This is a genomic window from Paenibacillus sp. MAH-35 (genome assembly GCF_058135425.1).
Genome location: NZ_JBYUPU010000002.1, coordinates 88395 through 110837 on the forward strand (window position 1 = coordinate 88395; position 22443 = coordinate 110837).

At 51.0% G+C, this 22443-nt stretch carries 19 protein-coding genes, 1 pseudogene and 1 riboswitch; of the genes and pseudogenes, 6 read left to right on the forward strand and 14 right to left on the reverse strand.

Annotated elements, in window-relative coordinates:
- Positions 1-14: 14 nt before the first annotated feature.
- Positions 15-950, reverse strand: coding sequence for a dihydrodipicolinate synthase family protein (locus AC3Y2E_RS02145; RefSeq protein ID WP_379206649.1), 936 nt, complete (start codon positions 948-950; stop codon positions 15-17).
- 265 nt (positions 951-1215) lie between these two features.
- Positions 1216-1599 (reverse strand): DUF5412 domain-containing protein, encoded by a 384-nt coding sequence (locus AC3Y2E_RS02150; RefSeq protein ID WP_379206651.1) that lies wholly within the window; start codon positions 1597-1599, stop codon positions 1216-1218.
- A gap of 105 nt (positions 1600-1704) precedes the next feature.
- On the opposite strand from AC3Y2E_RS02150, the gene AC3Y2E_RS02155 reads away from it, so the two are divergent.
- Positions 1705-1887, forward strand: coding sequence for a hypothetical protein (locus AC3Y2E_RS02155; protein WP_379206653.1), 183 nt, complete (start codon positions 1705-1707; stop codon positions 1885-1887).
- Positions 1888-2442: 555 nt separating this feature from the next.
- Positions 2443-3459: a patatin-like phospholipase family protein gene (locus tag AC3Y2E_RS02160; RefSeq protein ID WP_483875092.1), complete on the forward strand. Its 1017-nt coding sequence runs from the start codon at positions 2443-2445 to the stop codon at positions 3457-3459.
- A 283-nt stretch (positions 3460-3742) separates the two neighbouring features.
- Here the strand turns inward: AC3Y2E_RS02160 and AC3Y2E_RS02165 are convergent, their stop codons facing one another.
- The gene (locus AC3Y2E_RS02165; protein WP_379206655.1) at positions 3743-4318 is read right to left on the reverse strand and encodes a dihydrofolate reductase family protein; all 576 of its coding nucleotides are present in this window, start codon (positions 4316-4318) and stop codon (positions 3743-3745) included.
- A gap of 96 nt (positions 4319-4414) precedes the next feature.
- Positions 4415-5251, reverse strand: coding sequence for a helix-turn-helix domain-containing protein (locus AC3Y2E_RS02170; protein ID WP_379206658.1), 837 nt, complete (start codon positions 5249-5251; stop codon positions 4415-4417).
- A 372-nt stretch (positions 5252-5623) separates the two neighbouring features.
- Positions 5624-5716: riboswitch (cyclic di-GMP riboswitch) on the forward strand.
- Positions 5717-6083: 367 nt separating this feature from the next.
- On the opposite strand from AC3Y2E_RS02170, the gene AC3Y2E_RS02175 reads away from it, so the two are divergent.
- Positions 6084-7925 carry an S-layer homology domain-containing protein gene (locus AC3Y2E_RS02175; RefSeq protein ID WP_379207217.1) on the forward strand — a complete coding sequence of 614 codons (1842 nt, stop codon included), beginning with the start codon at positions 6084-6086 and terminating at the stop codon, positions 7923-7925.
- 327 nt (positions 7926-8252) lie between these two features.
- Here the strand turns inward: AC3Y2E_RS02175 and AC3Y2E_RS02180 are convergent, their stop codons facing one another.
- Positions 8253-8663 (reverse strand): hypothetical protein, encoded by a 411-nt coding sequence (locus AC3Y2E_RS02180; protein WP_379206660.1) that lies wholly within the window; start codon positions 8661-8663, stop codon positions 8253-8255.
- A gap of 137 nt (positions 8664-8800) precedes the next feature.
- Here AC3Y2E_RS02180 and AC3Y2E_RS02185 point away from each other — a divergent pair.
- Positions 8801-9185 (forward strand): annotated as a pseudogene (locus AC3Y2E_RS02185) (IS1380 family transposase); the annotation flags it as partial.
- Positions 9186-9342: 157 nt separating this feature from the next.
- Here the strand turns inward: AC3Y2E_RS02185 and AC3Y2E_RS02190 are convergent.
- The 8 genes from AC3Y2E_RS02190 to AC3Y2E_RS02225 all read right to left on the reverse strand — a co-directional run bounded on the left by AC3Y2E_RS02190 (position 9343) and on the right by AC3Y2E_RS02225 (position 19936).
- Positions 9343-9939, reverse strand: a complete 597-nt coding sequence (locus AC3Y2E_RS02190; protein ID WP_379206662.1) for a rhomboid family intramembrane serine protease — start codon at positions 9937-9939, stop codon at positions 9343-9345.
- A gap of 559 nt (positions 9940-10498) precedes the next feature.
- Positions 10499-11113: a hypothetical protein gene (locus tag AC3Y2E_RS02195; protein ID WP_379206664.1), complete on the reverse strand. Its 615-nt coding sequence runs from the start codon at positions 11111-11113 to the stop codon at positions 10499-10501.
- Positions 11114-11194: 81 nt separating this feature from the next.
- Entirely contained in the window at positions 11195-11734 is a 540-nt protein-coding gene (locus AC3Y2E_RS02200) for a hypothetical protein (RefSeq protein ID WP_379206666.1), read from the reverse strand.
- 427 nt (positions 11735-12161) lie between these two features.
- Positions 12162-13448 (reverse strand): ABC transporter substrate-binding protein, encoded by a 1287-nt coding sequence (locus AC3Y2E_RS02205; RefSeq protein WP_379206669.1) that lies wholly within the window; start codon positions 13446-13448, stop codon positions 12162-12164.
- A 68-nt stretch (positions 13449-13516) separates the two neighbouring features.
- Complete coding sequence (locus AC3Y2E_RS02210) at positions 13517-14335, reverse strand: glycerophosphodiester phosphodiesterase (protein WP_379206671.1); 819 nt, start codon at positions 14333-14335, stop codon at positions 13517-13519.
- 113 nt (positions 14336-14448) lie between these two features.
- Positions 14449-15546 (reverse strand): zinc-binding dehydrogenase, encoded by a 1098-nt coding sequence (locus AC3Y2E_RS02215; protein WP_379206674.1) that lies wholly within the window; start codon positions 15544-15546, stop codon positions 14449-14451.
- Between the two features lie 128 nt (positions 15547-15674).
- Complete coding sequence (locus AC3Y2E_RS02220; RefSeq protein WP_190932526.1) at positions 15675-16436, reverse strand: DeoR/GlpR family DNA-binding transcription regulator; 762 nt, start codon at positions 16434-16436, stop codon at positions 15675-15677.
- Between the two features lie 974 nt (positions 16437-17410).
- Positions 17411-19936, reverse strand: coding sequence for a phosphodiester glycosidase family protein (locus AC3Y2E_RS02225; protein ID WP_379206677.1), 2526 nt, complete (start codon positions 19934-19936; stop codon positions 17411-17413).
- Positions 19937-20156: 220 nt separating this feature from the next.
- On the opposite strand from AC3Y2E_RS02225, the gene AC3Y2E_RS02230 reads away from it, so the two are divergent.
- Together AC3Y2E_RS02230 and AC3Y2E_RS02235 are read left to right on the forward strand one after the other, a co-directional pair.
- Positions 20157-20507 (forward strand): hypothetical protein, encoded by a 351-nt coding sequence (locus AC3Y2E_RS02230; RefSeq protein WP_379206679.1) that lies wholly within the window; start codon positions 20157-20159, stop codon positions 20505-20507.
- Positions 20508-20625: 118 nt separating this feature from the next.
- Positions 20626-20832 (forward strand): hypothetical protein, encoded by a 207-nt coding sequence (locus AC3Y2E_RS02235; RefSeq protein ID WP_379206681.1) that lies wholly within the window; start codon positions 20626-20628, stop codon positions 20830-20832.
- A 116-nt stretch (positions 20833-20948) separates the two neighbouring features.
- Here AC3Y2E_RS02235 and AC3Y2E_RS02240 read toward each other — a convergent pair whose 3' ends face one another.
- The gene (locus AC3Y2E_RS02240) at positions 20949-22391 is read right to left on the reverse strand and encodes an NAD-dependent malic enzyme (RefSeq protein ID WP_379206683.1); all 1443 of its coding nucleotides are present in this window, start codon (positions 22389-22391) and stop codon (positions 20949-20951) included.
- Positions 22392-22443 lie beyond the last annotated feature (52 nt).

A 22443-nucleotide genomic window follows, 5' to 3' on the forward strand; every position in this document is an offset into this window, starting at 1 on the left:
ATATGAAGCTGTGGTCAAGCCCGCACATCCTGCCCTTGCCAGCGCAGCGCCAGCAAATCCAGTCCTTCCAGCGTCTCCATCACCTCGCGGCGAAGCGCTTCGTCGATCGGCGCATTCGGATTGCGTACACGGGCTGAAGCGATTACCCCGCCCGCCTTCAGCACTTCCTTATGCACGGCTGTAGCGAAGCCCGCAATCGTACCAATGCGGATAAACGGCAAGTACCGGTAAAACAGCGCCCGGGCTTCCGACTGCTTCCCCTCCCGCCAGATACGGTAAATGCGAACGCACACCTCGGGGAATTCGCACGCCGGCATCGTGCCGATCGCGCCGCGGCTCAGCTCTTCGCAGTAATAAATGCCATTCAGCCCTCCAAACACCGCAAGGCGTCCTTCCGTCTGCTCCAGCACCTCGGTAATTTTCACCGTCGTCGGCGGCGCCTCCACCTTGACATAGCAAATGTTGTCACAGTCCTTGGCCAATCTGGCCATGATCGGGACGGGAATCGCGACGCCGCTGGCGATCGGCGCATCCTGCAGCATGATCGGGATGTCTACCGCTTTGGCGATCGCGGTAAAGTATTCGACCATGCGCTGGCCGTCCGGCTTGACCATATGCGGCGGCATCACCATCAGCGCGTCGGCCCCCGCCTGCTGCGCCCATCGGCTCAGGCTGACGGCGCCTTCCAGCCCCGTATGGCCGCTGCCGAATACGAGCGGAACCCGCCCTCTCACTTCCTCCTTGACAATACCGGCGATCCGCTCACGCTCCCGGTCCAGCAGCGTATAAGCCTCGCTCGCATTCCCGAACAGCGCGATCCCGTCCACCTGAGCCGCCAGTTGAAACCGGACCAGCTCGCGCAGGCTTTGTTCATCAACCTCGCCCGCTTCGGTAAACGGCGTCGCGAGAATCGGGTACACGCCCTCCAGAACAAACTTCCCGTTCCCCATCCGCGGTCCCCCTTTTTTTTCGATTGATTGATTCCCTTTCATCATAAAAAAAGCGCATTCAGGAAAACATGCACATTCTTGTGCCGCATTCTATCCATAATTTCCTTGCGGCCAATGAGCTGTTCCCAGATGCTGCCGCTTCGCTTTCCAGATTCATATGCGAACAGCAAAAAGCCTTCAAAACCACTGCTGCAGCGGGCGGGAAGACTTCTTGCTTTGCCAGGAGGTTGTCCGATGAACCATTTGGGCTCGTGAATCCGCGTCATTAACGTTGCAACGAATTAATGTCTTTGTTCCGTCTCCAATCGTACGTATCTTTCCTAACATCGAGCTTGCGGTCATTAATTGTAACGGTGTAGTCGTCTAACCACTTTACACGGGTTTGATTTTCACGATACCCCCAATAAATATTTTTCTTTGATCCTTTTATATGGTCAACCAGTTCCCCCCGAATCGAATAACTAGTTGTAGCTCCTCCGTTTACCTGATACATATTTATCGTATAGCTTTTGTTAGCGGAGTTTATCTGTTCGACTAACTCTCCTTCAGGTAAGTGACATAATGAGAAAAAAAAGTAATAAATAAGATAGCTGATCATGATGCCAACAATCGACACTGAAACTGCAATACTAATTAATACTCTCCTCATATTTTATCCTCTATATTTTTTAATTTAGTTTCCTATCAGTCACTATATGGTATTATATGGAAAATATAAGCTTCTGTTTACTTTTTGTTCGTTAGGAGGGATTTTATGTATGTAGCGGATAGATGGGTCGAGGCATTTTTCGAAAAAGCAGGATACGTCGGGCTTGCAGCTATTCTTTTCTATACCCTTGTGATCCTTTTTATTGGGATTTTAATCGGGGCGGCCCTCAACGACAGATCTCATAAAAAGGAACTTGAAAATTCTGGAGACAAGAACAACTCTCCTTAAGTCATGAATGGGACTATACTTCTCCCTCCGTCTAAATCGACACCTCCACACAACCAGAAAAAATAACCCGCAAACCGTTAACCTGAGCGGGTTATTTTCGTTTAGGTGTAAAGTCGCTTCGAAGGTGACTTCTCCCTGGATCGAAGCTTCGACATTTACGTATGCAGCCTAAGTCCTTCGGATTGCGTCTCGAAAAATTTGTACATATCCTCCGGCGTCTAATGTGGTACATATTCCCCCCAAATGTCCTTTATCTCCGGATTCGCTTGACTTCCCAACCGTATCCAATGAAAATTCAATATGTATCCTAACTATACCATTTTAATGCGCTTTCAAACATACAGAAATCTACCAAGGACAGGTATCCATAATCAAATCAATGGCGGTATACATCAGGTACCGGCCGAAAGCGTCGGGCGAATGACGTGAGGTTTATTGCCGCATCGTTGCTGTGCGGTGACGTTTCTTTTCAACAATCCGGACGTCCCGGCATTCCAAGCACAGCCAATGACAAGTGATGAAAGGATGTCTCCGCTTGAATGACGAACTATTTCGATATCCGATCGGCAGGAAGATCTTCCGGCGCTTGTTTACTCCTTTATTGCCGAAGCGGGCTTCCAGAACCCCGAATCCTTGATTTCACAAGAAGCGATGAACCGGTTAAGCGACTTTCCTTTTCTTGGGGGGAATATTCAAGAACTGAAGCGCGTGGTGCACGATGCAATGGTGCGGAGCAGCGGGAAAGAGATCCGCAATTCGCACCTCAGGTTCGGGAGTGTGCACGAACCCGGAGCCCGTCCGAAAATCGGTCTGGCCCTAGGAAGCGGATCCGTGCGGGGAGCGGCGCATGTCGGTGTAATCAAAGTGTTGGAGCAGGCCGGCATTCCGATCGATCTGATCGCCGGTACGAGTGTGGGCGCTTTTATCGGCGCTCTATACGCAGGCGGGCAGCCTGTATCTGCCTTTGAAAAAGTGCTGCCCACGGTACGTTGGGGTCAGCTTGTACTCCCGACACTACCGCTGAATGGAATTGTCGACAACTCCCCGATGGTTCGATTCGTGGAAAAATATATCGGTCCCGTCGATTTTAAGGATTTGTCCATTCCTTTTGCCGCAGTTGCATCCGATGCCGTTAACGGGGAAGCCTGCATTCTCAATCAAGGCAAAGTATCTCGCGCCATCTGCGCTTCCACCGCAATTCCCGGCGTGATGAGACCAGTCAAATATGGGGATAAACTGCTTCTGGATGGCGCTGTCGCTCATCCGGTGCCCGTGGCCCTGGCCAAAAGCATGGGGGCGGACATCGTGATTGCGGTGGATGTCAGCACGCCGGACGACATGAAGAAAGAACCGAAAAATTTCGTGGCAACGATCCTCAACACGATGGATATCATGAGCAAGCGTATGATTCAGGACGAATTGCAGCTGGCCGACGTCGTATTATCTCCACGGCTGAAAAACAACCAAATCACATTCAAAGCATCCGCATCCTATATTCAAGCGGGTGAACACGTCACTCGCGAGTCTCTCGAAGCCATCAAACAGAAAATGGAGACGTTCGTTTGCAGGTAAAGGGTGGGCATCGCCATTTCCTTTTTTTAATATCAGGATTTATTGCTAGCGATATCAAAACACGGCACGTGACTAACTTATTTGAAGGCATTTTAACACAATGATAATGCTCTTTTTGAGCGCACCGAAAAGCATGCTTTCTGACACAGTTTGAACGCTAAAAAGGCCGTCGAAGCAATAGACGACCCTTACCTCTTGCATGTCATATAAGCGCTCTCACTCGATGCTCGGTCTCACTGCCCCACTAGTTGTCGTTCATTCTCGGACCTCTTGTATCCTTGGTTTACTTCTTTATCAGGTAATGAAGCACAACGTTTCCAGATTCGAACGCTTGCGCCCCCCTCAGATTGAGTTCAAACTGTTTGACAAATTGAAACAAAGGTTTACCTTCACCCGCCACAATCGGAGTGATAATGAAGATATACTCATCTATGAGACTTTCCCTGGCAAGCTGTTGAACGATGGAGCCGCTACCCAACATAAGAATGTCGGGATTGGAGCGTTGTTTCATTAGCCGTACGATTTCTATCGGATTATCTTCGTATATTTGAGTATTTTCCCAATATGACTCTTTGATTCTTCTGGAGAAGACAACCTTAGTCATATCAGTTAATTCCTGAGCGACATCCTTCAAATGTTTCGGAGCGTGCGGATCCTTAAGGACCGGCACCCAATAGCGTTCAAAGAGGCGGTATGTTGAACCTCCCAAAATAAGCGTGTCCATCTTACCGCCTATTTCATGCGCTGCTTTGTCAACCTCCGGATCATGGATAAACCACTCCATCCCAAAACTAGCTTCATTAACGCTGGCAAAGTAACCATCGATTGATATTCGGTTCAACATTTTCAGTTTCCCCATGCTTTATCCCCCCTGGTAAGTGGCAGTTATTTTCCTAACGGATTAACTTAACCATACCCGAAATGAACAAAAAAAAATTGGACAAAACCGTCCATTCTACAAGTATGAGGATCCTGCCAGGTCATTATGAAATTCGTTAACCTTCATCGCTATATGTTTCGGGCTAACCCATGAGAACAACTTCATATCGCGTATAAAATGAGACTGATCGTAATAAGTCAATGCATATGCGATATCAGATAATCGTTCATACTGCCCTGAATGCATCATCCGTAAAGCTTCATTGATTCGTCTTATCCTTATGAATAAGTGCGGTGACATACCTACGACACGGGAGAAGCGTTTCTGGAAATGCCGCTCCGAAATATGAAAAACAGCTAACAATTCATTTACCGAGATACTCGAGATATGTTCTCGAATATAGTCCAAACTTGACTCGATGAGCTTGTCCCTTTTGTTTGTATGCATCAATTTTGACAACAAAAACCGATTGAGCATATCAACCCGTTCGTTCATCGAGTTCGCTGTCATAAGCTGTCTCTCAAGCTCCAAAGCTTCAAAATGTTCAGGCTCTAGTAATCCTTGGCTATGAAAAACCGCGTCCCAACCAAACAAGCTGTATAGTGCATGTGCTTTAAACACAATCTGGATTGTCGTATATGGTGTGCCTCTAAAGCGCATGATACTCGGTTGCGCGCCTTGTCCATGAAGAAACAAAAAAGGAATATTGGATGTACGTGCGGTGCGAATGGCGATACTTTCAATCGCTGCCCTTCCATCAGCAGCAATCTGGAAGACGATACCCGGATAACCGCCCGGACAAACCTTAACCTCGAGAGGCTGATCTCCCGAATAGGTCGCGACTCGAATACATTCAATATCCCGAAATAAAGCTTGAGGAGGGGGTACAATGTTAAAATTAATGGTTGTCATAATATACTCCGCTCTTAAAAGTGGGGCTTACTTGAACATCAATGTCCTGTTTGCTACATCCAATTGGTAATGATGTAGTTATCATAAGAACAAGTATAACAAGTATCTTATTCATACATTGCCTCCTCTTCAAAACGAAGTGATGTTTGTTATTTATGACGCCCAATACAAGCTATTAGTTGCATTTTCTTGGGAGCACAACAGCGGCAGCCGAACAATGGCGGTCTTTCTTGGATTTAATACGGATAAGTCCACCGCATAGGGCTAAATGGATAGAAAAAACTTCCGATATTGTAACTGCAGACCTATACAAACCATCTATACTTATTGATATATTTTTCCTTGTAAAGATTTATAGAGTTTAATCGAACATTGGAATAAAGGCAAACCCGCTGAAAAGCGGAGACGCAAAGCTACAGGGGCTAAAACGGACTTGCGCGTCCGCGATGCCAGCCAGCTGCCCGATACGGAGGAATGACCCCCGTCTGTTTGCTTTGTGCTGACCAGACGGGGGTTTTTTTGTATTTGTTAACGGGTATACCCGATGGGATACTGAAAGGAGGTGAAATTAACGTTGGAGTTTTATCTTAAAAATCTCGCCTTCTCCAGGGGTATAAGGATCATCTACGAACTCGAAGAGACTTGAGTTGGAAAAGAAGTTTCGGAACAGGCGGAGAAGACTTCGGATCATGCAGACTCTTTCTTTTCTCAATCTCCATTTGCATCTTATTCACAACAGGAGGTATGTAAAATGCGGACTCGTCCTCGACTGCGGTCGTTGCGGCCATTTCTTTCGGTTGCGCTTAGCGCAGCCCTGATTCTTTCTACTTTGATGGGATTGTTACTTTTTCCGGCTCCGGCTTCGGCGGCTTCGGAGACAAAAGTGTTTCAGGAGGGTCTTGACGGGTATGCGGGCAATCAGAGTGCTCGTGTCTATTCAGCTTTCCCTGATAATAGTAACGGTACAGAAAATGTAATTGCCCTCACCAAAAGCCTTTCAGCCTCTCAGGCTTCTTTTATTCAATTCAATCTTTCATCCATACCGCAACATGCAACGATTGACAGCGCGACACTGGAATTGACCACTAATACCGGAATTTCAAATACGGGCGCAAAAGTGGCTGTCCATAGAGTCACAGCTCCTTGGGATGAAGCAACGATTACATGGAATAACTCGGTCGGCGCGGCGGTTTATGACCCGACTCCAGTCACTGTACAATCGATCAACGGCTATCTAGCCAATTCCAAAAGCAGTCTGGATCTAACCACTCTTTTGCAGCAATGGGTTGACGGCACTGCGGATAATCATGGGTTCATGTTGCAGGTTACGGAATTGGACTCTGAAGCCGCGTGGCACAGAGGCTTTCATTCGGATGAATCAACCACGCAGACCAGCCGACCGAAATTGACCATCTCCTACACGTATGTACCCACAACGGGCGTGGTTGTGACGCCGGCTACCCTGTCGCTTGTGGTGGGTGGAAGCACCGGCCAACTGAGTGCCAATGTGCAGCCCGATGATGCTTCAAACAAAAACTTGCAGTGGGCGTCGTCCGATACCACCATCGCGACGGTAGACGCAAGCGGGCGTGTCACACCGGTCGGCCTCGGCACAGCGACCATAACCGCGACGACGGAAGAAGGGAACTTTACCGATTCGAGTACAGTGACGGTTTCCAGTGCAAACCTGAGCGGCCTGGTAATCTCGGAAGGTGAGCTGTCGCCGACGTTCAACAGTGAAACATCGAACTATACGGCTGCGGTGTTGGGCAGTGTGAACAGCCTGACGGTTACGCCGTCCGTATACGATCCGAATGCGGCGGTGACGGTGAACGGGGCGCCGGTAGCGAGTGGTATGCCGTCGCAAGCAATCCCGCTGAATGTCGGGGACAACGAGGTCAAAGTAACGGTTACGGCTCAGGACCAAGTGACAGAGAAGACGTATACGATCATGATTGCCCGCGAAGCTGAAGCTTCGACGCCAACAGATGATGGAGACTCGGATTCCGGTGACGGTAGTGGCGGGGGCGTATCGACGCCAACGACCCCCGTTAATCCGGAAAATCCTCCTGTAGACAAGCCGGATACGGAAAAGCCGCCGGAACAGTCGGGTGGGGCTGCTTGTACAAAGCTCACCTGGTCGGATATCCAGAACCATTGGGCGAAGTCGGACATCGAATCGGCTTCGCAGCTGTGTATAGTTCAAGGCCCTTCCATCGACACATTTTTGCCGGACGATGAGGTGACGAGGCTGCAATTCGCCTTGATGGTAGCACGTGCAATGAAGCTGCAAGATTCGGGGAACACAGCTGTCTTGGACACTTTCGCGGATCAGGCAGACATCCCTGCATGGGCGACGGCCGAATTGTCCGCAGTTGTCCGGGCAGGCATTATCGAAGGCTATGAAGATGAGACGCTGCGTCCGAACGAGAAGATCAACCGGGCGGAGATGGTCACCATGCTGATCCGAGGCTGGAAAATAACGGCTTCGAACGGGGCGACCTCGTTCTTGGACGATGCGGACATTCCGGACTGGGCGAAAGGGTATGTCGCGAAAGCGGAACGAGAAGGCATTATCCAAGGCCGCTCCAATAACCGATTCGAACCGTCAAGTACGGCCACAAGGGCGGAAGCCGTTGCAGTGCTGGTCCGCATGCTTCAAGACAAACCATAACTGGCAGCGATATGGGTTGACAGAATGACCAAAACCTCTATCTATGCATTCTTGCGAATGCTGGATGGAGGTTTTTTCCTGGGGAACGTTCTTCTATTTCAACTCAAGTAGCAATAGGTAAGCGTTTGAAGTGATCTCCAGCTTTTCCCCTGCTTCGCACGGAGCATGCCAGTTTCCAAAGCACTCCGCGCACCATCTAACGAAAGTACTCGTTCAGTTCCTTGTTACTTCGGGAATGGGATCTTTAAATCGGTTCCAATTCGCACTTTTTGCGGTACTGGTTGATCTTATCCATCGTAGACTCCGCAATTCAAAGCCTGTTTAGAATTACGTCAATCGTCTCTTTGCTTGTGCAATGGGTTCGAGCACTTGCTTGAAGCTCTGCTGGATGATGCGGTCCAAGATACAAGGAATGCCGAGCGGTCTTAATTTGCCGTTATCTTTTTCGACAAGTTTCCGTCTAACCTTCTTCGGGCGATAATTCTGCAGTTGAGTCTGAATTTCGAAAACGAGTTCCTCGTCGGATAGCCCTTGTATGTCAGCGATGGTTTTTCCATCGGTTCCTGGTGTAATTGACCCTTTGTTAGATTCCATCGAACGGTACGCCAGCAGGATGTTTTCTCGGGAAGTGATGACGTCGTACAAGTTCCGAAAGGTTTCCTGCTTTGCTGATCGGTCGTACAAATCCGTAAAGCGTTCCGTCATTCCGTAGTAGTCCCAGTATCTCAAAGTTTGCACTGTGACATCCCTCCTGAAGAGGTGATCCTAAATTTCGAAAGTAACTTTCTCTGAAAACAGAAAAAAGTGCTCGAACCTTTGGTAGAATGGTGTTTGTCGAGAACACTACACCCAAAGAGAGGAGCACCTTTTAGGTGATTCTCGGCTGCGAGCGACTCTTTCATTTTCGGAGGTTGCAGCACGACCCGCTCATCAAGCGATTTCTGGGCGGGCGCTGTCCGCACCATTCGCTACTGTACAAAGAATTAGTTCGCTTACACAAAACGTGTCCGAATCTTCGACTGGACTTGCGGAAATTAAACCATGAAGTCGTTCAACCTTGTCTGCCTTCGGATCTGATCTTGGACCTGGACTCCACGGTGCTATCATCCACTTTTGGCTTTTGAGGGATAATCCCGCCTCTGTTTGAATGCCGTTCTCCGGGCGGGCAACACGCATTCTTCCACAGATGTTGTTCCCTTCCTAACGAAACTTTTGAACTCCTCGGCGGAAAACTACATCAAGGAAGCCAAACGCGGGTTTTCCATGGATCGGCCGTCGCAATTCGTCAACTCGCCCTATTTCCGCTGTAATTCTCCTGCTATTACCAGTAAAATCACTACAGGCACTAATGAGTTTGTTATAAACTACGCGCTTTCGAAATTCAGGATAAAATCTTTTTCATAACTATAAGAAGTGCTTATACTGAGTTTGTTGTTCTATCATCGGATACTAAGTTCAAAATCGGTTTTGCGACAATACCTAGAACAATCCCGATAATAAAGCCCACTGCATGTACAAAAAGCTTGCTAAATTCAAAACCAATAACATTTCCAAGAACACTATATCCTATCAGATACTCCATTTCCCGACTCTTCACATGTTTCACAAAAAAATCTCTATTTCTAAAACAGTATATTACTAATATGGCGATTAATCCAAATATCCCCGGTGAGCTGCCAATAGATGAGGTAGGCGAAAAAACAAAGGCAAAAATAATTCGTTCTAGAACGTTACTTATCAAAAAGACCAACAAAAACCAAATGCTTCTGATTTTTGATTCTATAAGTACTCCTGTACAATAAACTGCTAAACTGTTAGCCAAAATATGTATGACTCCTGCGTGGAAAAACGGTGAAGTTATTACTCTCCACCATTGATTATTCAAAAAGAACTTCTCTTTATTAAATGTACCCCATTGTAATAATAGTCCGTTGAGAACGAAAGAATCTACGACAAATATTATTAAAAATATGCTTATAAGGGATATCGCCATTTTAGGACGATAATTTTTCACAATACCTCACCTCGAAGATTTGTGGAAAACCAATGACGCCATGTGCTGTTCTTAGCGACCTGATCTTTTCTTCGAAAACCAATATGTGTCATATAAAGTATACTAACACTATTTCCCTGAGGGTGGTATCCTGCCATTCAACGAGGCCAACACCCTATGCCGATAGCCTCGTCTTAGCTGATTATTAAACTCTCGTCTTGCGGAATGACTTAGCAAATGTGCAGTTCAAGCGGGTGAACACGTCACTCGCAATTCTTTCGAAGCCATCAAACAGAAGATGGAAACGTTTGTTTATAGGTAAAGATGGATCCAGCGCCTTCATACAGAATTCCTTGGTCTATCTCTGGTCCATGTGAAGATCGACAATCTTTCGCCTACAAGAGAGATAGAACCATCCTTTGTCAGTCGGGAGTACGGTCCCTTGCTATCTGTATAGAAAAAACGGCCCTATGGGCCGGTCAGCCTGTATATATCATCGAATTCTGCCCGTTAACAAAGCTAGTCCACCCAATCAATCTGGCAGTCACGTCTTTATCGATTATTGAACTATCGTGCTCCGTTAGTTAAATTCTTCCCTGCCGTTATCTACTGATAAGTCACTAAAGGTGTCTATGAAATAGCCCTCAGATTTCCAACCTTCAGAAAATCTTTGTATTAATTCGCTAATTGTGTTTTTTGATTTACCGAATCGTCTCATTAAAGCCGCTTTGTAATATTCCATATCGCGACCTTCAAAAACATAATCGGATGCACAGTAATTATCGCCCATGTATATTGCAAAGTTGTAACCGAAGTAATTCGAGATCTCTTTGCATATCGTTCGAATTTCGAATTGTAGTTCCTTGTTTTCAATAAAGCTGTACCATCTAAAACAAGGTCTGAATTCACAAATATTTTTATTAAAGGTAAAGCTGAAGCCTCCAGGGCCGTCTATCTCAATATATTCATCATCAGCGAAACGATCAGGATCGAACGGGCCATAGTTACGTGATTCGATTATTCGTTCACGGCATAGAGACCATGGTCGAACCAAGTGAAGATTATGTTGGTTAACTTCGGATATACATTGTACTACTTTCGGAAATTTCGTCCCTTTGATCAGCTCTTCTTTAAACTGCTCTATTGACCTTAAATCAAACGAATGTTGAAACATTGCAGAAAAATCTACACCCACGATCCCACTCCTCGGGAAACGATCTAGGTTACCCTTTAGATTTAATAAAGAATTCGACGAATTGCGGGTAAATATGACGATTTATTCCGATCCAACGTAAATGATACTCATCTCTTGTAATTCTTTGTCATTAAAACTGCTTAGATTATCTGACGAAATCCATTCGAAATTAGATAAACCAAGTTTTTTAGCTATTAGATATGCCGGTGGGTTATCGTAACTTATTTTGCTATCCTTAAAATCAAAGATTTGCTCAAGACCGTCTGTGGAGTTGCCTTGCTGCATAACCAATTCATCCAAAAACTCAAGATCAAACAGCCTCTTCTCAATAACCAGGCCTTCTCCAGCCCAGTCTGCTTCATAATCAAACATAAGTTCATCTTTCTTGTATACTTTTAGTGCCCACATATGATCTTCAAGATAGACATGATGTACGAGTATACCAGGATTTAATTTGCTTATTATTTTGTCTGCATGCTTTCCTCTATGTTCAACTACAAACGTAACCCAGCCATTCTCCTCACCATAAACGTACCCCGTCATCTCGGCATCTCTTAAAAGAGTCACTGCCTTCGCTTGATCAAAAGTCTTCAGATGAAAGCTATTACTAAATTCACTCATCCTTAGCTGCCCCCACCGGATTCATTTTTATTTCTATAGAATGTATCGGAAAGTACATGACTGTAGTTTATACAAACGGAATCTTTCGTTAGGTTGTAACTATGATGCCCGTTAGCCATACATGCAGCGCAAGCGCCCCCATCACAGATGATGAAAATGCGTCAAAGAATCCGGCAATACTGCTACCATGGCTGGGAGAGGAAGGTCGGATGAGCTATGGTGCCTTGAGCCCCACCGTTAGTCTGACTTGGGCGATCACGGCGCACTACAGATTGTCGCTCCTAGCCGCTCACGTTACCCATTCCTCCTGTCGGTTGAGCATACGGCAATGGGAGCCCCCGGGCTGCTCATGCTGGGGTACTGCTGCGTGCCGTAACCGGGGGGCTTGTCCGCTCGCCGCTTCCGTGCCTTGTTTGACGCTTTAGCTTTATTTGGCCTTCTGCTTCTCTTCCTCCATCGCCTTGACTGCCTTCTCGTTGGCCTCCCGTAGCGCCGTATTGATATCCGTACCGCCCAGCACCGCTTTCATCGCATCGTTGACGTATGTATAGTTTTTGGCGTCATATTTCGTGCCCATTGGCGGCACGGCAGGCTTCACTTTGAATATGCCGGCCAGGTTTTTGTTTTTGAAAATATCCATGCTGCTGGCAAACTGCTTGCGAAGCTCCTCGTCCTTAAAGGCGGTCATCCGGCTGCCCTTGTTCATTTCCTTCTGCGCTTCGTCGGTAATCATCGCCTGAATGACCTGGTACGCCGCCGCCTTGTTTTTGCTGGCCGGGGTGATGGTCATCAGGTGGAAGTCGACTTCGCGGCCGACGCCTTTACGGTCGTCAAAGGACGGGAACGAGACCAGATCCCAGTTGAAATCTTTGCCCGAGTCTTTGAGCGGCTTTACACGCGAGGCGAGCGCCGCGAGCCAATACCCTTGCATGGCTACCTTCTGGTCCTTCAGGAAAAAGTCGATGTTGTCTTTGGCATAATTCGTTTTCGGATCGAACTGGCCGGGAATGTCATAGATTTGCCGAATGACCGAAAACACTTTCTTGTATTCTTCCGAGTCCAGAATCGGCTTCTCCATCTTCGCATCGACCGTCGGCAGCGAGTAGGCGCGGGTAAGCGCGGTTGCCGACGTGAAGTCGAGGCCGATAATTTGCGTATCGCCGTCCTTGCGAGTCATTTTCTTAGCCAGCTCGATCGTCTCGCTCCAGGTCATCCCGTCTTTCGGATACGGCACGCCGAACTTGTCGAACAGGTCTTTGTTGTACGCAAGAATTCCGTAGTTCATCGCGAACGGCATTCCGTACAGCTCGCCCTTGTCTCCGAACGACTTCAGGACGTTGATCGCCTCCGGCTCGAACTTGGTCAGATCGGTCTTTTCCTTATTGACGAACTCGTTCAGGTCGCTGGCAAGTCCTCGGTCAATCATATCGTGCATGTAATAGTTGCTTGTCGCCACCAAGTCGGGCGTATCGCCGGCCGTTATCAGCTGATCCAGCGACCGGCCCGTCAGCAGCTCGACGGTGATATGCGGATATTTGGCGCGAACCGGTTTTAAAACGAATTCTTCCAGATTATCCGGGGTAATGCCGGCCCCGTTGTTGACGAGGGTTAATTTTACGGGCTGCGGCGGCTCATCAGGCTTTTTCGGATTTTCTCCGGCCGAGTTTGCCGAACCTCCGCCATTTTGTCCGCAAGCGGTTAAAACTAGAAGCATCGCGGCGATCCCTAAGTTATAAAGACTTCCTATAACTCATTCGTTGGTTCCCCTCTCACCTTTCATGCTTACTCGGTTTGCCGGCTTTGCCAGCTTTGAACGCATTCCAGAAAACGTGCCGGCTCGTCCGTCGCGTACCAGCGGATTCCCAAGTTCAGCAGCAAATCCATCGATTTGTCGTCGAATGTAAATGGTAGCGCTTCCAAGTCTACTCCTGCCGCCTTCGTTTCGGACAATGCCTCCCGCAAAAACGTTTCCTCCAGCTGGAACGGCCATCCTTCGTCTCCGCCGGCTTTGATGTGGAACTGGATCTGATCCAATCCGTCGAATCCGGAATCGCGCGCCTGACGGTACGTCTCCATAATCCGCTCGGGGCCGCCGCCGATCCACAGCATCGTCCGCACACCGGATGCGATGCGTTTCATCGCTTTGCAATTTTCCTGAATATTATGAGTGAAAATCACCTGTTTATTAATGCCGTATTCGTCGATCAGTTTACCGAGTTGCTCCAAATCGACTTGCTTGAGATCCAAATAAACGAGGCGTTCCGGCCTGCCTTTCATCTCCTCGAACATTTCGCGGAGAGCGGGAATGGTCTCCCCGCGAAATTTCTCGTCGAACTTGACGCCGGCATCCCAAGCGCTGATTTCCTCGAAAGTAAACTCGGAGATCGGGAGATGACTCACGTCCGCAGGCGCCGTCGTCGTCCGGGCAGGGGTGGCGTCATGCAGGCATACGATAACCCCGTCCTTGGTCGTTCGGATATCCGCTTCCGGAATCCCCCCAAGCGACCACGCGTAACGGTTCGCTCCCATCGTATTGTCGGGCGCTTCGTAAGCTCCGCCGCCCCGGTGCGCTTGCCAGTATACTTGATTCGTCTCCGTCATCGTCCGATCACTCCGTTTTCTTCGTTTCATTGGCAATCCGTGCGGATTTGCCTTATACTGGTTATGGTTATGTTTGTTTTCTTAGTGCGGTGCTGTTGAATTTCACGGTCTGGTCACCAGTGGAATTCCAGCACTGTTTTTTTCCAATCGCGATGGGCCGCCGCTTCTTCCATCGCTTCGATATAATCTTCCACCTTGCGGACCGGCTTCGTCCGCTCCGGCAGCAATCTTCTCAGCGTATCCTGGCACGACGGGCGTCTCATCAGCTCCATAACCGCCTGAAAGTCCCTGCTCATGCTGCGGCTGCTCCCGATGACCGTTATGCCCTTCTCCAAAATGTCCCTCGTGTTGATCGGCACCCGTTCCTCCGTCACGCCCATGAGGATCAATACGCCTCCCGGCCTCAGCAGGTCGATCGCCTGGTTCACCGCGCTTTCGCTGAAACGTCCTCCCGTACACTCGACCGCCACATCAACCGGCTCGGCTGCGCCGAAATCGAATTGCTGAACGAGCTCTCTTCTGGCAAACTGGAACTGCTCCAGCTTTTCTTCGATCGCGCCAAACGCGAGCAGCCGATCCTGGCCGAGTCCGGCCGCATGATGCAGCATCGCCGCCGTCAAATACCCTACCGGCCCGTCGCCGAATACTGCCGCGCTCATATTCCCCCAGCGTTCCTTGACGCGGGTGATCGCTTGATACGACACGGAACATAGCTCCGTGAGCACCGCGATCTCATCCGGTACTTCTTCCGGCACCGGAATGGCGCAGCCGGCCGGAACGACGATTCGCCGCTGGGCGATTCCGTCTATGCCGCTTCCGAGAAAACGTCCCCGGTAGCAATAATTGTCTCCCGCGGCTCCCCGGCATGCCGGGCAGCAATCCTCACGCTTCGTTCCGTCCAGCATATACCCCGGCATATTCGGAACGATGACTACGTTCTGCCCTTCCTTGCATCCTGCATCCCTGCTGACTACCACTTTGCCGATTCCTTCATGAAGGAGCGACATCGGCAGCTTCCGAGCGAGCGCTTCCGGCCTTCTTTGCCCGGTGTAATAGCGCAAATCCGCATGGCAGATACTCGCAAGCGTAGGTTCGACGACGACATAACCGTCAGGAACGGTGTGCTCTAGAACGACTTCACGGATCAGTTTCGGTTGAAGCAGACGATAAGCTCGGGATGGAACGATGGTTGTTGTTGTCTGCTCTTTCATGCACAGCCCCCTCTTCCAGTTTTGAGCGATATGAACGTTTACTCCTAATTGCCAAAATCGTTCGAGCGTTTCTCCGCCCGCCAAGAGAAGGGCCGGGAAAGCGGGTCGCGTACCGTATCGTTATACCGTTATACCGTGATGACGTCTACGCCGGACTCCCGGAAAGGCTTCAACTGCAGATCGGAAGCTTCGGCTCCCGTCACGAACGTGTGGATGGCATGGAGCGGCGCTACGTTATGCAGCGATACTTTGCCGATCTTCGTATCGTCCGCTACGACAATAATCGCCTGCGCCGCCCGGATCATTCCTTGCTTGGCCGGAATCAGCTGCGCCTCCGGATGGGTCAACCCGAACTTCGGATGGATCGCCGGCGTCCCGATAAACGCTTTCTGGACGTGCAGCGAACCGAGAACATGATCGGTGAACATGCCGTTCAGCATATAGCTGGAGCGGTACAGCTGCCCCCCGGTCACGATGACGGTTACGCCGGAAGCGTCGCGCAGCTCGGCAGCCACGTTCATATCGTTGGTCACAACTGTCAGATTGGACCGGTTGATCAAGTTTTGGGCGATATGAAGCGTTGTCGTCCCCGAATCCAAAATGATATGATCCCCGTCCTCGACCAGCTCAGCCGCCTTCTTGCCAATCCGCTTCTTCTGCTCGAGCTGATCGCCCGCCCGCTCCGAAAACGAAGGCTCGATATTGGCTCCCCGGTCTACGACTACCCCGCCGTGCGTTCGGCGCAGCAACCCTTCCTGCTCAATCTCCGCCAGATCGCGGCGAATCGTCGCCTCGTGCACCTGGAATTCCTTGGCCAGCTCGGCAACGGTTCCTACCCGCTTCTCCTTCACAAACTCTACGATGCGCAATTTCCTTTCTGCAGGCAACATGAGAACCCCCCTCTTTTTGTGCACGAATTAACTCGATTTCCTACTATAAATGTTCATATACACTCGTTTACAGTATATATTTGCCATAGCGTGTAGTCAATACAATTACATAAACTTCATAACTATCGCTTGGCATTAGTAGTCCCTACGACAAATGGCCATATGGCGCAGGGAGTTGCACCCTCTGCACGCATTCAAACACAAACGCGCAATCCATATTCATTTGCACAAATATATTCATGAGATTGCTCTAACGCCCAGGGGCGGCGGGAGATCGCCGTTCGCCGGGAGTCTGGGCACAGGGGGGAAAGGGGAGGTGGAGGGAGTGGAAAGGGAAAAGATTACCTTCTGGCGAGTTTTGTCTGGAATCCCCTACCTTACAATCCTTATGAAATCAAGGGATTCCGGACAACCTGTTTGAGCAGAAGAAGGTAACTTTTCACTTGGAACGGACTGCTAACACTTCTACTCAATGAATCGACAGCCTCAGTAGAGACTCTTATTCTCCAAAAAATTAGCGGTTTCGCCGAAATAAAAGCTTCCAGGGACCCTTATTTGCTGCAGTAACGGCGCCCGGAAGCAATAACCAAAGAATTAAGAGTCCCAATCGCTCCTATTTCGTGCAGGGAAGGCCTTTTCGCCAAATTAAGAGCTCCCAGAGACTCTTATCTGTTGGCGAAAGTCTGCGTTCGAGCAACCGGCCGCCGTCAAGCAGCAAAACACCTTGCGCTAGGCGCTTAGCACTGAGCTGAGCGGTGCGAACCCGCTCATAACTTCTTCCTGCTCCAACGAAACAAGCGGCAGTCTGAAACAGTAACGTCCCAAACTGTCGCTTTAACGGCCGCACCCTTCGTGGAAATCCGAGACCAACTTGCCGGGCGCCAGGCGCAACTGCTCCGTCCAGTCACTCCGATCTCCCGGCTCAGTCAACCCGCCTAAACGCCCCTGCCTGTTCGCTAGCGCGAAACGCCCCGCTACGCGTCCCGCCCGATCCTAAACGTCCAGGAGACGGGCGGCACGGCTGCGGTCCCGTTATTGTCGGCCGCTTCGACGACGACCCGGTGCTCGCCCTCGGCCAAGTCCGTGTCCGGTACGAACCGGACACGCCCCGCCAGGGGATCGTACCGGTGATCCACAACCATGCCGTCCAGCCACATCCGGATCGTCGACGGATGAACGCCGCTTCCTTCGTCCGCGACCGCCGCGCAGATTGCCGGCCTGCGTTCCAGACACGTCTCCTCCGGAGCGGGAGACAGCGGTTCGATAAGCGGGCCTTCCACGTCTTCGTTCAAGTCCATATACTCCGCTCTAAAATGATCCAGGTAAATCGTGCCCGCCGTCTTCCGCGCGGCTTCCGCCTGGACGAAGGACAACGAGCGTACCCTCACGGGAAATACGACCGTCCCGGGAACGCCGGCATGCACGTACTTCCACCCTTTCCAGTACACTCCTTCGTCTCCGGTCATGTTCAGGCGATATAGGCGCCCCTCGGCATCGGTCATGTTAAGCCGCAGCATATGCCCCTTCGCGTCCCCGCACACCCAGACGCCGAACCGCCAGGGAGCGCCGCCGATACGGCGTCCTTCTCTGCCAACGCCGCCATCCCCGTCACCGCCGTCTTCACTGTCTTCACCGGTCCACCGGATGACCGCTTCCGATACACCCTTGCAGTCCGTGAAATCATAGGTCAGCTTCCCGGAAAAAGTGCCGTACCGCACCGGCTGGGGACGAGCGGCGCGAACGAGCGAAACCGAACCTTCAACGGCGTTCACCCCGCCTGCGGTTATACCGTCCAACTGTTCAAAATCGGCGATTATATCAGGCAGAAGCCCGACCCGGATCGCGGCCTCGACCTTGGCTTCCTTATATGCGGCCGAGACGACTCCTTGCCCGAGCTGCCCTGCTGCGTGAAAGATCCCTTCCGCCGTCACGTAACCGGCTCCGCCATCCACCGTCCAGACGAGCTGCTCCGGCGAGAGCCAGATCCGCTCGTCCATCACGTCGTAAGCATACGCCCGTAACGGCCGGACGCCGCCCGGCTCTACCACAAGCGGAGACGGTTCCAGCTGCAGCCGGGAGACCGCGCGTAACACGGAAATGTCGGTCCTCTGCCCGATATCCCCGCAGCTGACCGAGACCCAGCCGCTAGTGTCCGCGTATCCCGCCGTGAACACCCCCGCCTCGCCCAGACGGCCGATCTCCCCGCCCAGCTTCCATAGCAGCTGCTCCTGCCGGATTGCAACCGCATTGCCGTAAGCGTCCCGGCCTTTAACGGCGAACGAAATCGTGCCGCCCGCCAAAACGCGCACTTGCCGCCCCGGCAGCAGCACGAGCTCCTTCAGTTCACCGGCCGGAGCCGTGCTTGCGATGGCGACCGCATTGCCTACCGCTCTTTCGAATCCGTCGGACGGCCGGTTGCACAAAGCGGCACGCTCCTCACCGGGCCTGCGCACATAACAAGTGGTCGAGCCGCCGCCGTCCACATTAATGGCCTGCTCCATGCCGAGCGATTGCATATAATAGCCGCTCTCCGCCAGCGTAATCCCGTCGGAATGTCCGGCCTGCCGCCCGTCCGCCGAGATCAGATACAGCTTCCCCCGCTTCACCGCAATCATCGTCCGGGGGTGGCGGTCGCTGTTATGACGGATCGCCGGGTCGAGCAGCCCGGAAGGCACTTCGCCGTCCCTCAGTAGAACGCAGCCCAGCGTCGAGCTTCCCGATACGACCTGGATCGCTCCGTCGATGTCCGAACCGAACGACACATCGAGCCGCACCCTCATACCCGGAACAAGGTGTCTGCCCACCCACTCCGCCTTCACTCCGGCGGCCGAGAGCACCAGTTGCCCTTCCCCGATCGCCGTATCGGGCGCTGCCGCAACCTGTACGACCGTACCGGATATCGTCCTGCCCGGCAAAATCGCGGCATTTCCTTCTTCGACGGCAATAACCGCTTCCACTTGATCGCCGGACGTTCGGGTCGATTTGCCGTACCGGAAATTATACAGCACCGCCTGTTCCCGGTTGGAAGAACCCCAAGCCCGGTTCAGCATGTCTACGCGTACGGCCTCCCCGTCCTCCCCGGCTACTGTCATCTTCATCGGGACCGCTTCATGAAGACTAGCCGTGCCGTCCCTCTTGACAGCCATCAGCACTTTCGTCGTCTGCGGCGACGTAACCACCTCTCCGTTCGTTATCTGCAGCCCGGACGGAACGCCCGCATAGCTGAAAAAATCCCCGTTGTATCCGGCGACAATCCGTTTGCCCCCGGCTTCCAGCTGACGCAGCATCTCCCCGACCGTTTCGAGACCGGTGACCCCGCCTCCTGACGAATATGTCTCCACACGCAGATAAGGATCGGACACGTCCGCCTCCGTCATTTGCACGGACAGCTGCAGGTCCCGTCCTCTCAGCTCGCGGCTCGTATGATAAACGCCCGGCGCCACCCGGTAAGTCTCCTCCTGCTTGACGACCCATTCCCGTACATTCCGCGCTTGATTCATCTCATTCATCCCTCAATCGGTTTTCGATGATTTTATATAATCAATTTAGTTTATAAATTTATTTGATTAATCTATCATAAGGGAGCCGCTGAGGTTTGGCAAATCATTTATAGGTACTTTGGCTATATCCGATCCCGGCATCCATAATCCCGATTAACGCCATGGCGCATAGAGCTTAAACTGGATCCGTATACCTATCTTATACAAGTGTTTACAATGTGTGTGCAGCCAAAGGAGGACCCTCCCTTGTACGGAAGATAACGGAGAACTTGCCTTCTATGATCCGAAAACGCTGGAGCCGCTTGAAAGCGGCGGACTGGCCGAACGGCTCAGCTCGAAATCGGTCGTTTTGCCGAACGACCAAAAAACGCCCGTAATACCGCTGAAAAACGGAAAGCTGGCCGGATTCCGCGGCCAAGATTATGTAATCGTCGATGCGCCCGCCTCGAAGACGGATGATAAAATCTCAATGCCAAAACGCTGCGCTCGGTCGGAAGGAAGAAGCGTGTTAGGTCCGGACGGCGGCATCTGGAATGGATGGTCGGCCAAATACGTCCGGAGGAGCCGGTAGGCTTCGGAATAGCGGCCGTGGACGGACTCGTCGCGCTCGGTGTCGGCAATCAGGTCCGCATTTATAATACACGTGACCGAACCTTTGTACATACGATTGCAACCGGAGCCCGGTGCTCGTGGATACTGAAGTGGCGGACATGAAGGTAGGCGCGTTTTGCGGAGAATCGCTGTTTGAGATCGATATGGAATCGGGCGCGTTTTCAGTCGTAACTTCGTTGCCGGGCCCTATTCGCGCGGCGGCGGCTACTTCGCCTGGCGACATCTATTTCTCGGTCAAGACATCGCTGTACCGTATCCGGAAGGACCGCTTACGATCTACTTGATCTGCAATCGAACAGGAAGAAGCGGCTGCCGGGAGCGGACACCGCTTCTTCCTGTCGCTATCGCGTTCCGGAAGTAAAAAGCCGCACGATGCGGCTTTTAATGAAGCTACTAGCAACTATTGCAACGATTGGCGATATTCCCGCGGGATGCGGCGCGCGACACCGGTGCGAATCGCCGCCTCTACGACACGATCGCGGATCAGTCCAGACACTTTCTGGTTGAATACGCTGGGAATAATATACTGCTTGTTGCGCTCGTCATCAGGTATCACGGATGCGATTGCTTCCGCCGCAGCTTTTTTCATCTCCTCATTGATATCCGACGCCCTGCAGTCAAGGACTCCGCGAAAGATACCCGGGAAGCAGAGAACGTTGTTGATCTGGTTCGGGTAATCCGATCGGCCTGTTGCTATGACGGCGGCAATATCTTCAATCTCCTCCGGATTAATTTCTGGATTCGGGTTAGCCATGGCAAACACAATTGGATCGGACGCCATGTTTCGAACATCTTCGCGTTTGAGTATGCCTTCCGCAGACACTCCAATAAATACGTCAGCGCCTACAAGCACATCCCGCAGCGGGCCTTCCTGATGATTGGGGTTCGTATGCCTTGCGTACCAGTTCCACATCGGATTGTCATAATTCCGGCACGCCAGCAGTGCGCCGTCGCGGTCTACCCCGATCAGTTCTTTGACGCCTGCCGAGAGCAGTATTTTGCTGCAGGCGATTCCTGCTGCCCCAATACCGCAGACGACAACTTTGATAGAATGGATCGGTTTGCCGACCAGCTTGAGAGCACTAATCAGGCCCGCATACACCACAACGGCCGTGCCGTGCTGGTCGTCATGAAATACGGGGATGTCCAGCTCCCGCTTGAGCCTCTCTTCGATTTCGAAACAGCGGGGGGAGGCGATATCCTCAAGATTGATTCCTCCAAAGGCAGGCGCGACCGTTTTTATTGTGCGTATAATTTCTTCCGTGTCCTGTGTATCGAGGCATATCGGAAAAGCGTCCACATCGGCAAACTGCTTGAACAGCATCGCTTTGCCTTCCATAACCGGCATGGCCGCGTAAGGCCCGATATTACCTAGTCCCAGCACCGCAGTACCGTCTGAGATGACGGCGACCGTGTTGCGCTTGATCGTCAGCGAATAAGCCTTGCGCGGATCTTCTCTGATCGCTTCGCATACGCGGGCTACGTCCGGTGTATAGACCCGGGACAAGTCTTCCCTGTTTTGGATCGGGATTTTCAGCTTGGTTTCAATTTTTCCACCCAAATGCAGCAGAAAAGTTCGGTCGGAAACGTTAACGACAACGACCCCTTGCAGCTTTTTTATTTTCTCGGTAATACTGGACACAGACCATGTATCTGCCACAGTGACTGTCAAGTCGCGAATGGAATGCTCTTGTTTGGCTTGAATGACATCGATGGCTACTAGATCTCCGCCTTCATCGGCGATTGCCGATACTATATCACTGAATCGAATCTGGTTCGTGTTGACTTCCAGACGCAATATGATGCTTTTCCCCGTAATCAGTTTATTGTTGTCTGTAATCACGACGGCGGCTCCTTCTCCTACAAGACATCCTGTTTTTAGGGGCTGTCCGCAA

Excerpts from the sequence above, each read along its gene's own strand:
- AC3Y2E_RS02170 (WP_379206658.1), bottom strand. The coding sequence starts at position 5,251 with ATGACAACCATTAATTTTAACATTGTACCCCCTCCTCAAGCTTTATTT.
- AC3Y2E_RS02165 (WP_379206655.1), bottom strand. The coding sequence starts at position 4,318 with ATGGGGAAACTGAAAATGTTGAACCGAATATCAATCGATGGTTACTTT.
- AC3Y2E_RS02205 (WP_379206669.1), bottom strand. The coding sequence starts at position 13,448 with ATGCTTCTAGTTTTAACCGCTTGCGGACAAAATGGCGGAGGTTCGGCA.
- AC3Y2E_RS02200 (WP_379206666.1), bottom strand. The coding sequence starts at position 11,734 with ATGAGTGAATTTAGTAATAGCTTTCATCTGAAGACTTTTGATCAAGCG.
- AC3Y2E_RS02175 (WP_379207217.1), top strand. The coding sequence starts at position 6,084 with ATGGGATTGTTACTTTTTCCGGCTCCGGCTTCGGCGGCTTCGGAGACA.
- AC3Y2E_RS02150 (WP_379206651.1), bottom strand. The coding sequence starts at position 1,599 with ATGAGGAGAGTATTAATTAGTATTGCAGTTTCAGTGTCGATTGTTGGC.
- AC3Y2E_RS02210 (WP_379206671.1), bottom strand. The coding sequence starts at position 14,335 with ATGACGGAGACGAATCAAGTATACTGGCAAGCGCACCGGGGCGGCGGA.
- AC3Y2E_RS02145 (WP_379206649.1), bottom strand. The coding sequence starts at position 950 with ATGGGGAACGGGAAGTTTGTTCTGGAGGGCGTGTACCCGATTCTCGCG.
- AC3Y2E_RS02155 (WP_379206653.1), top strand. The coding sequence starts at position 1,705 with ATGTATGTAGCGGATAGATGGGTCGAGGCATTTTTCGAAAAAGCAGGA.
- AC3Y2E_RS02225 (WP_379206677.1), bottom strand. The coding sequence starts at position 19,936 with ATGAATCAAGCGCGGAATGTACGGGAATGGGTCGTCAAGCAGGAGGAG.
- AC3Y2E_RS02220 (WP_190932526.1), bottom strand. The coding sequence starts at position 16,436 with ATGTTGCCTGCAGAAAGGAAATTGCGCATCGTAGAGTTTGTGAAGGAG.
- AC3Y2E_RS02215 (WP_379206674.1), bottom strand. The coding sequence starts at position 15,546 with ATGAAAGAGCAGACAACAACAACCATCGTTCCATCCCGAGCTTATCGT.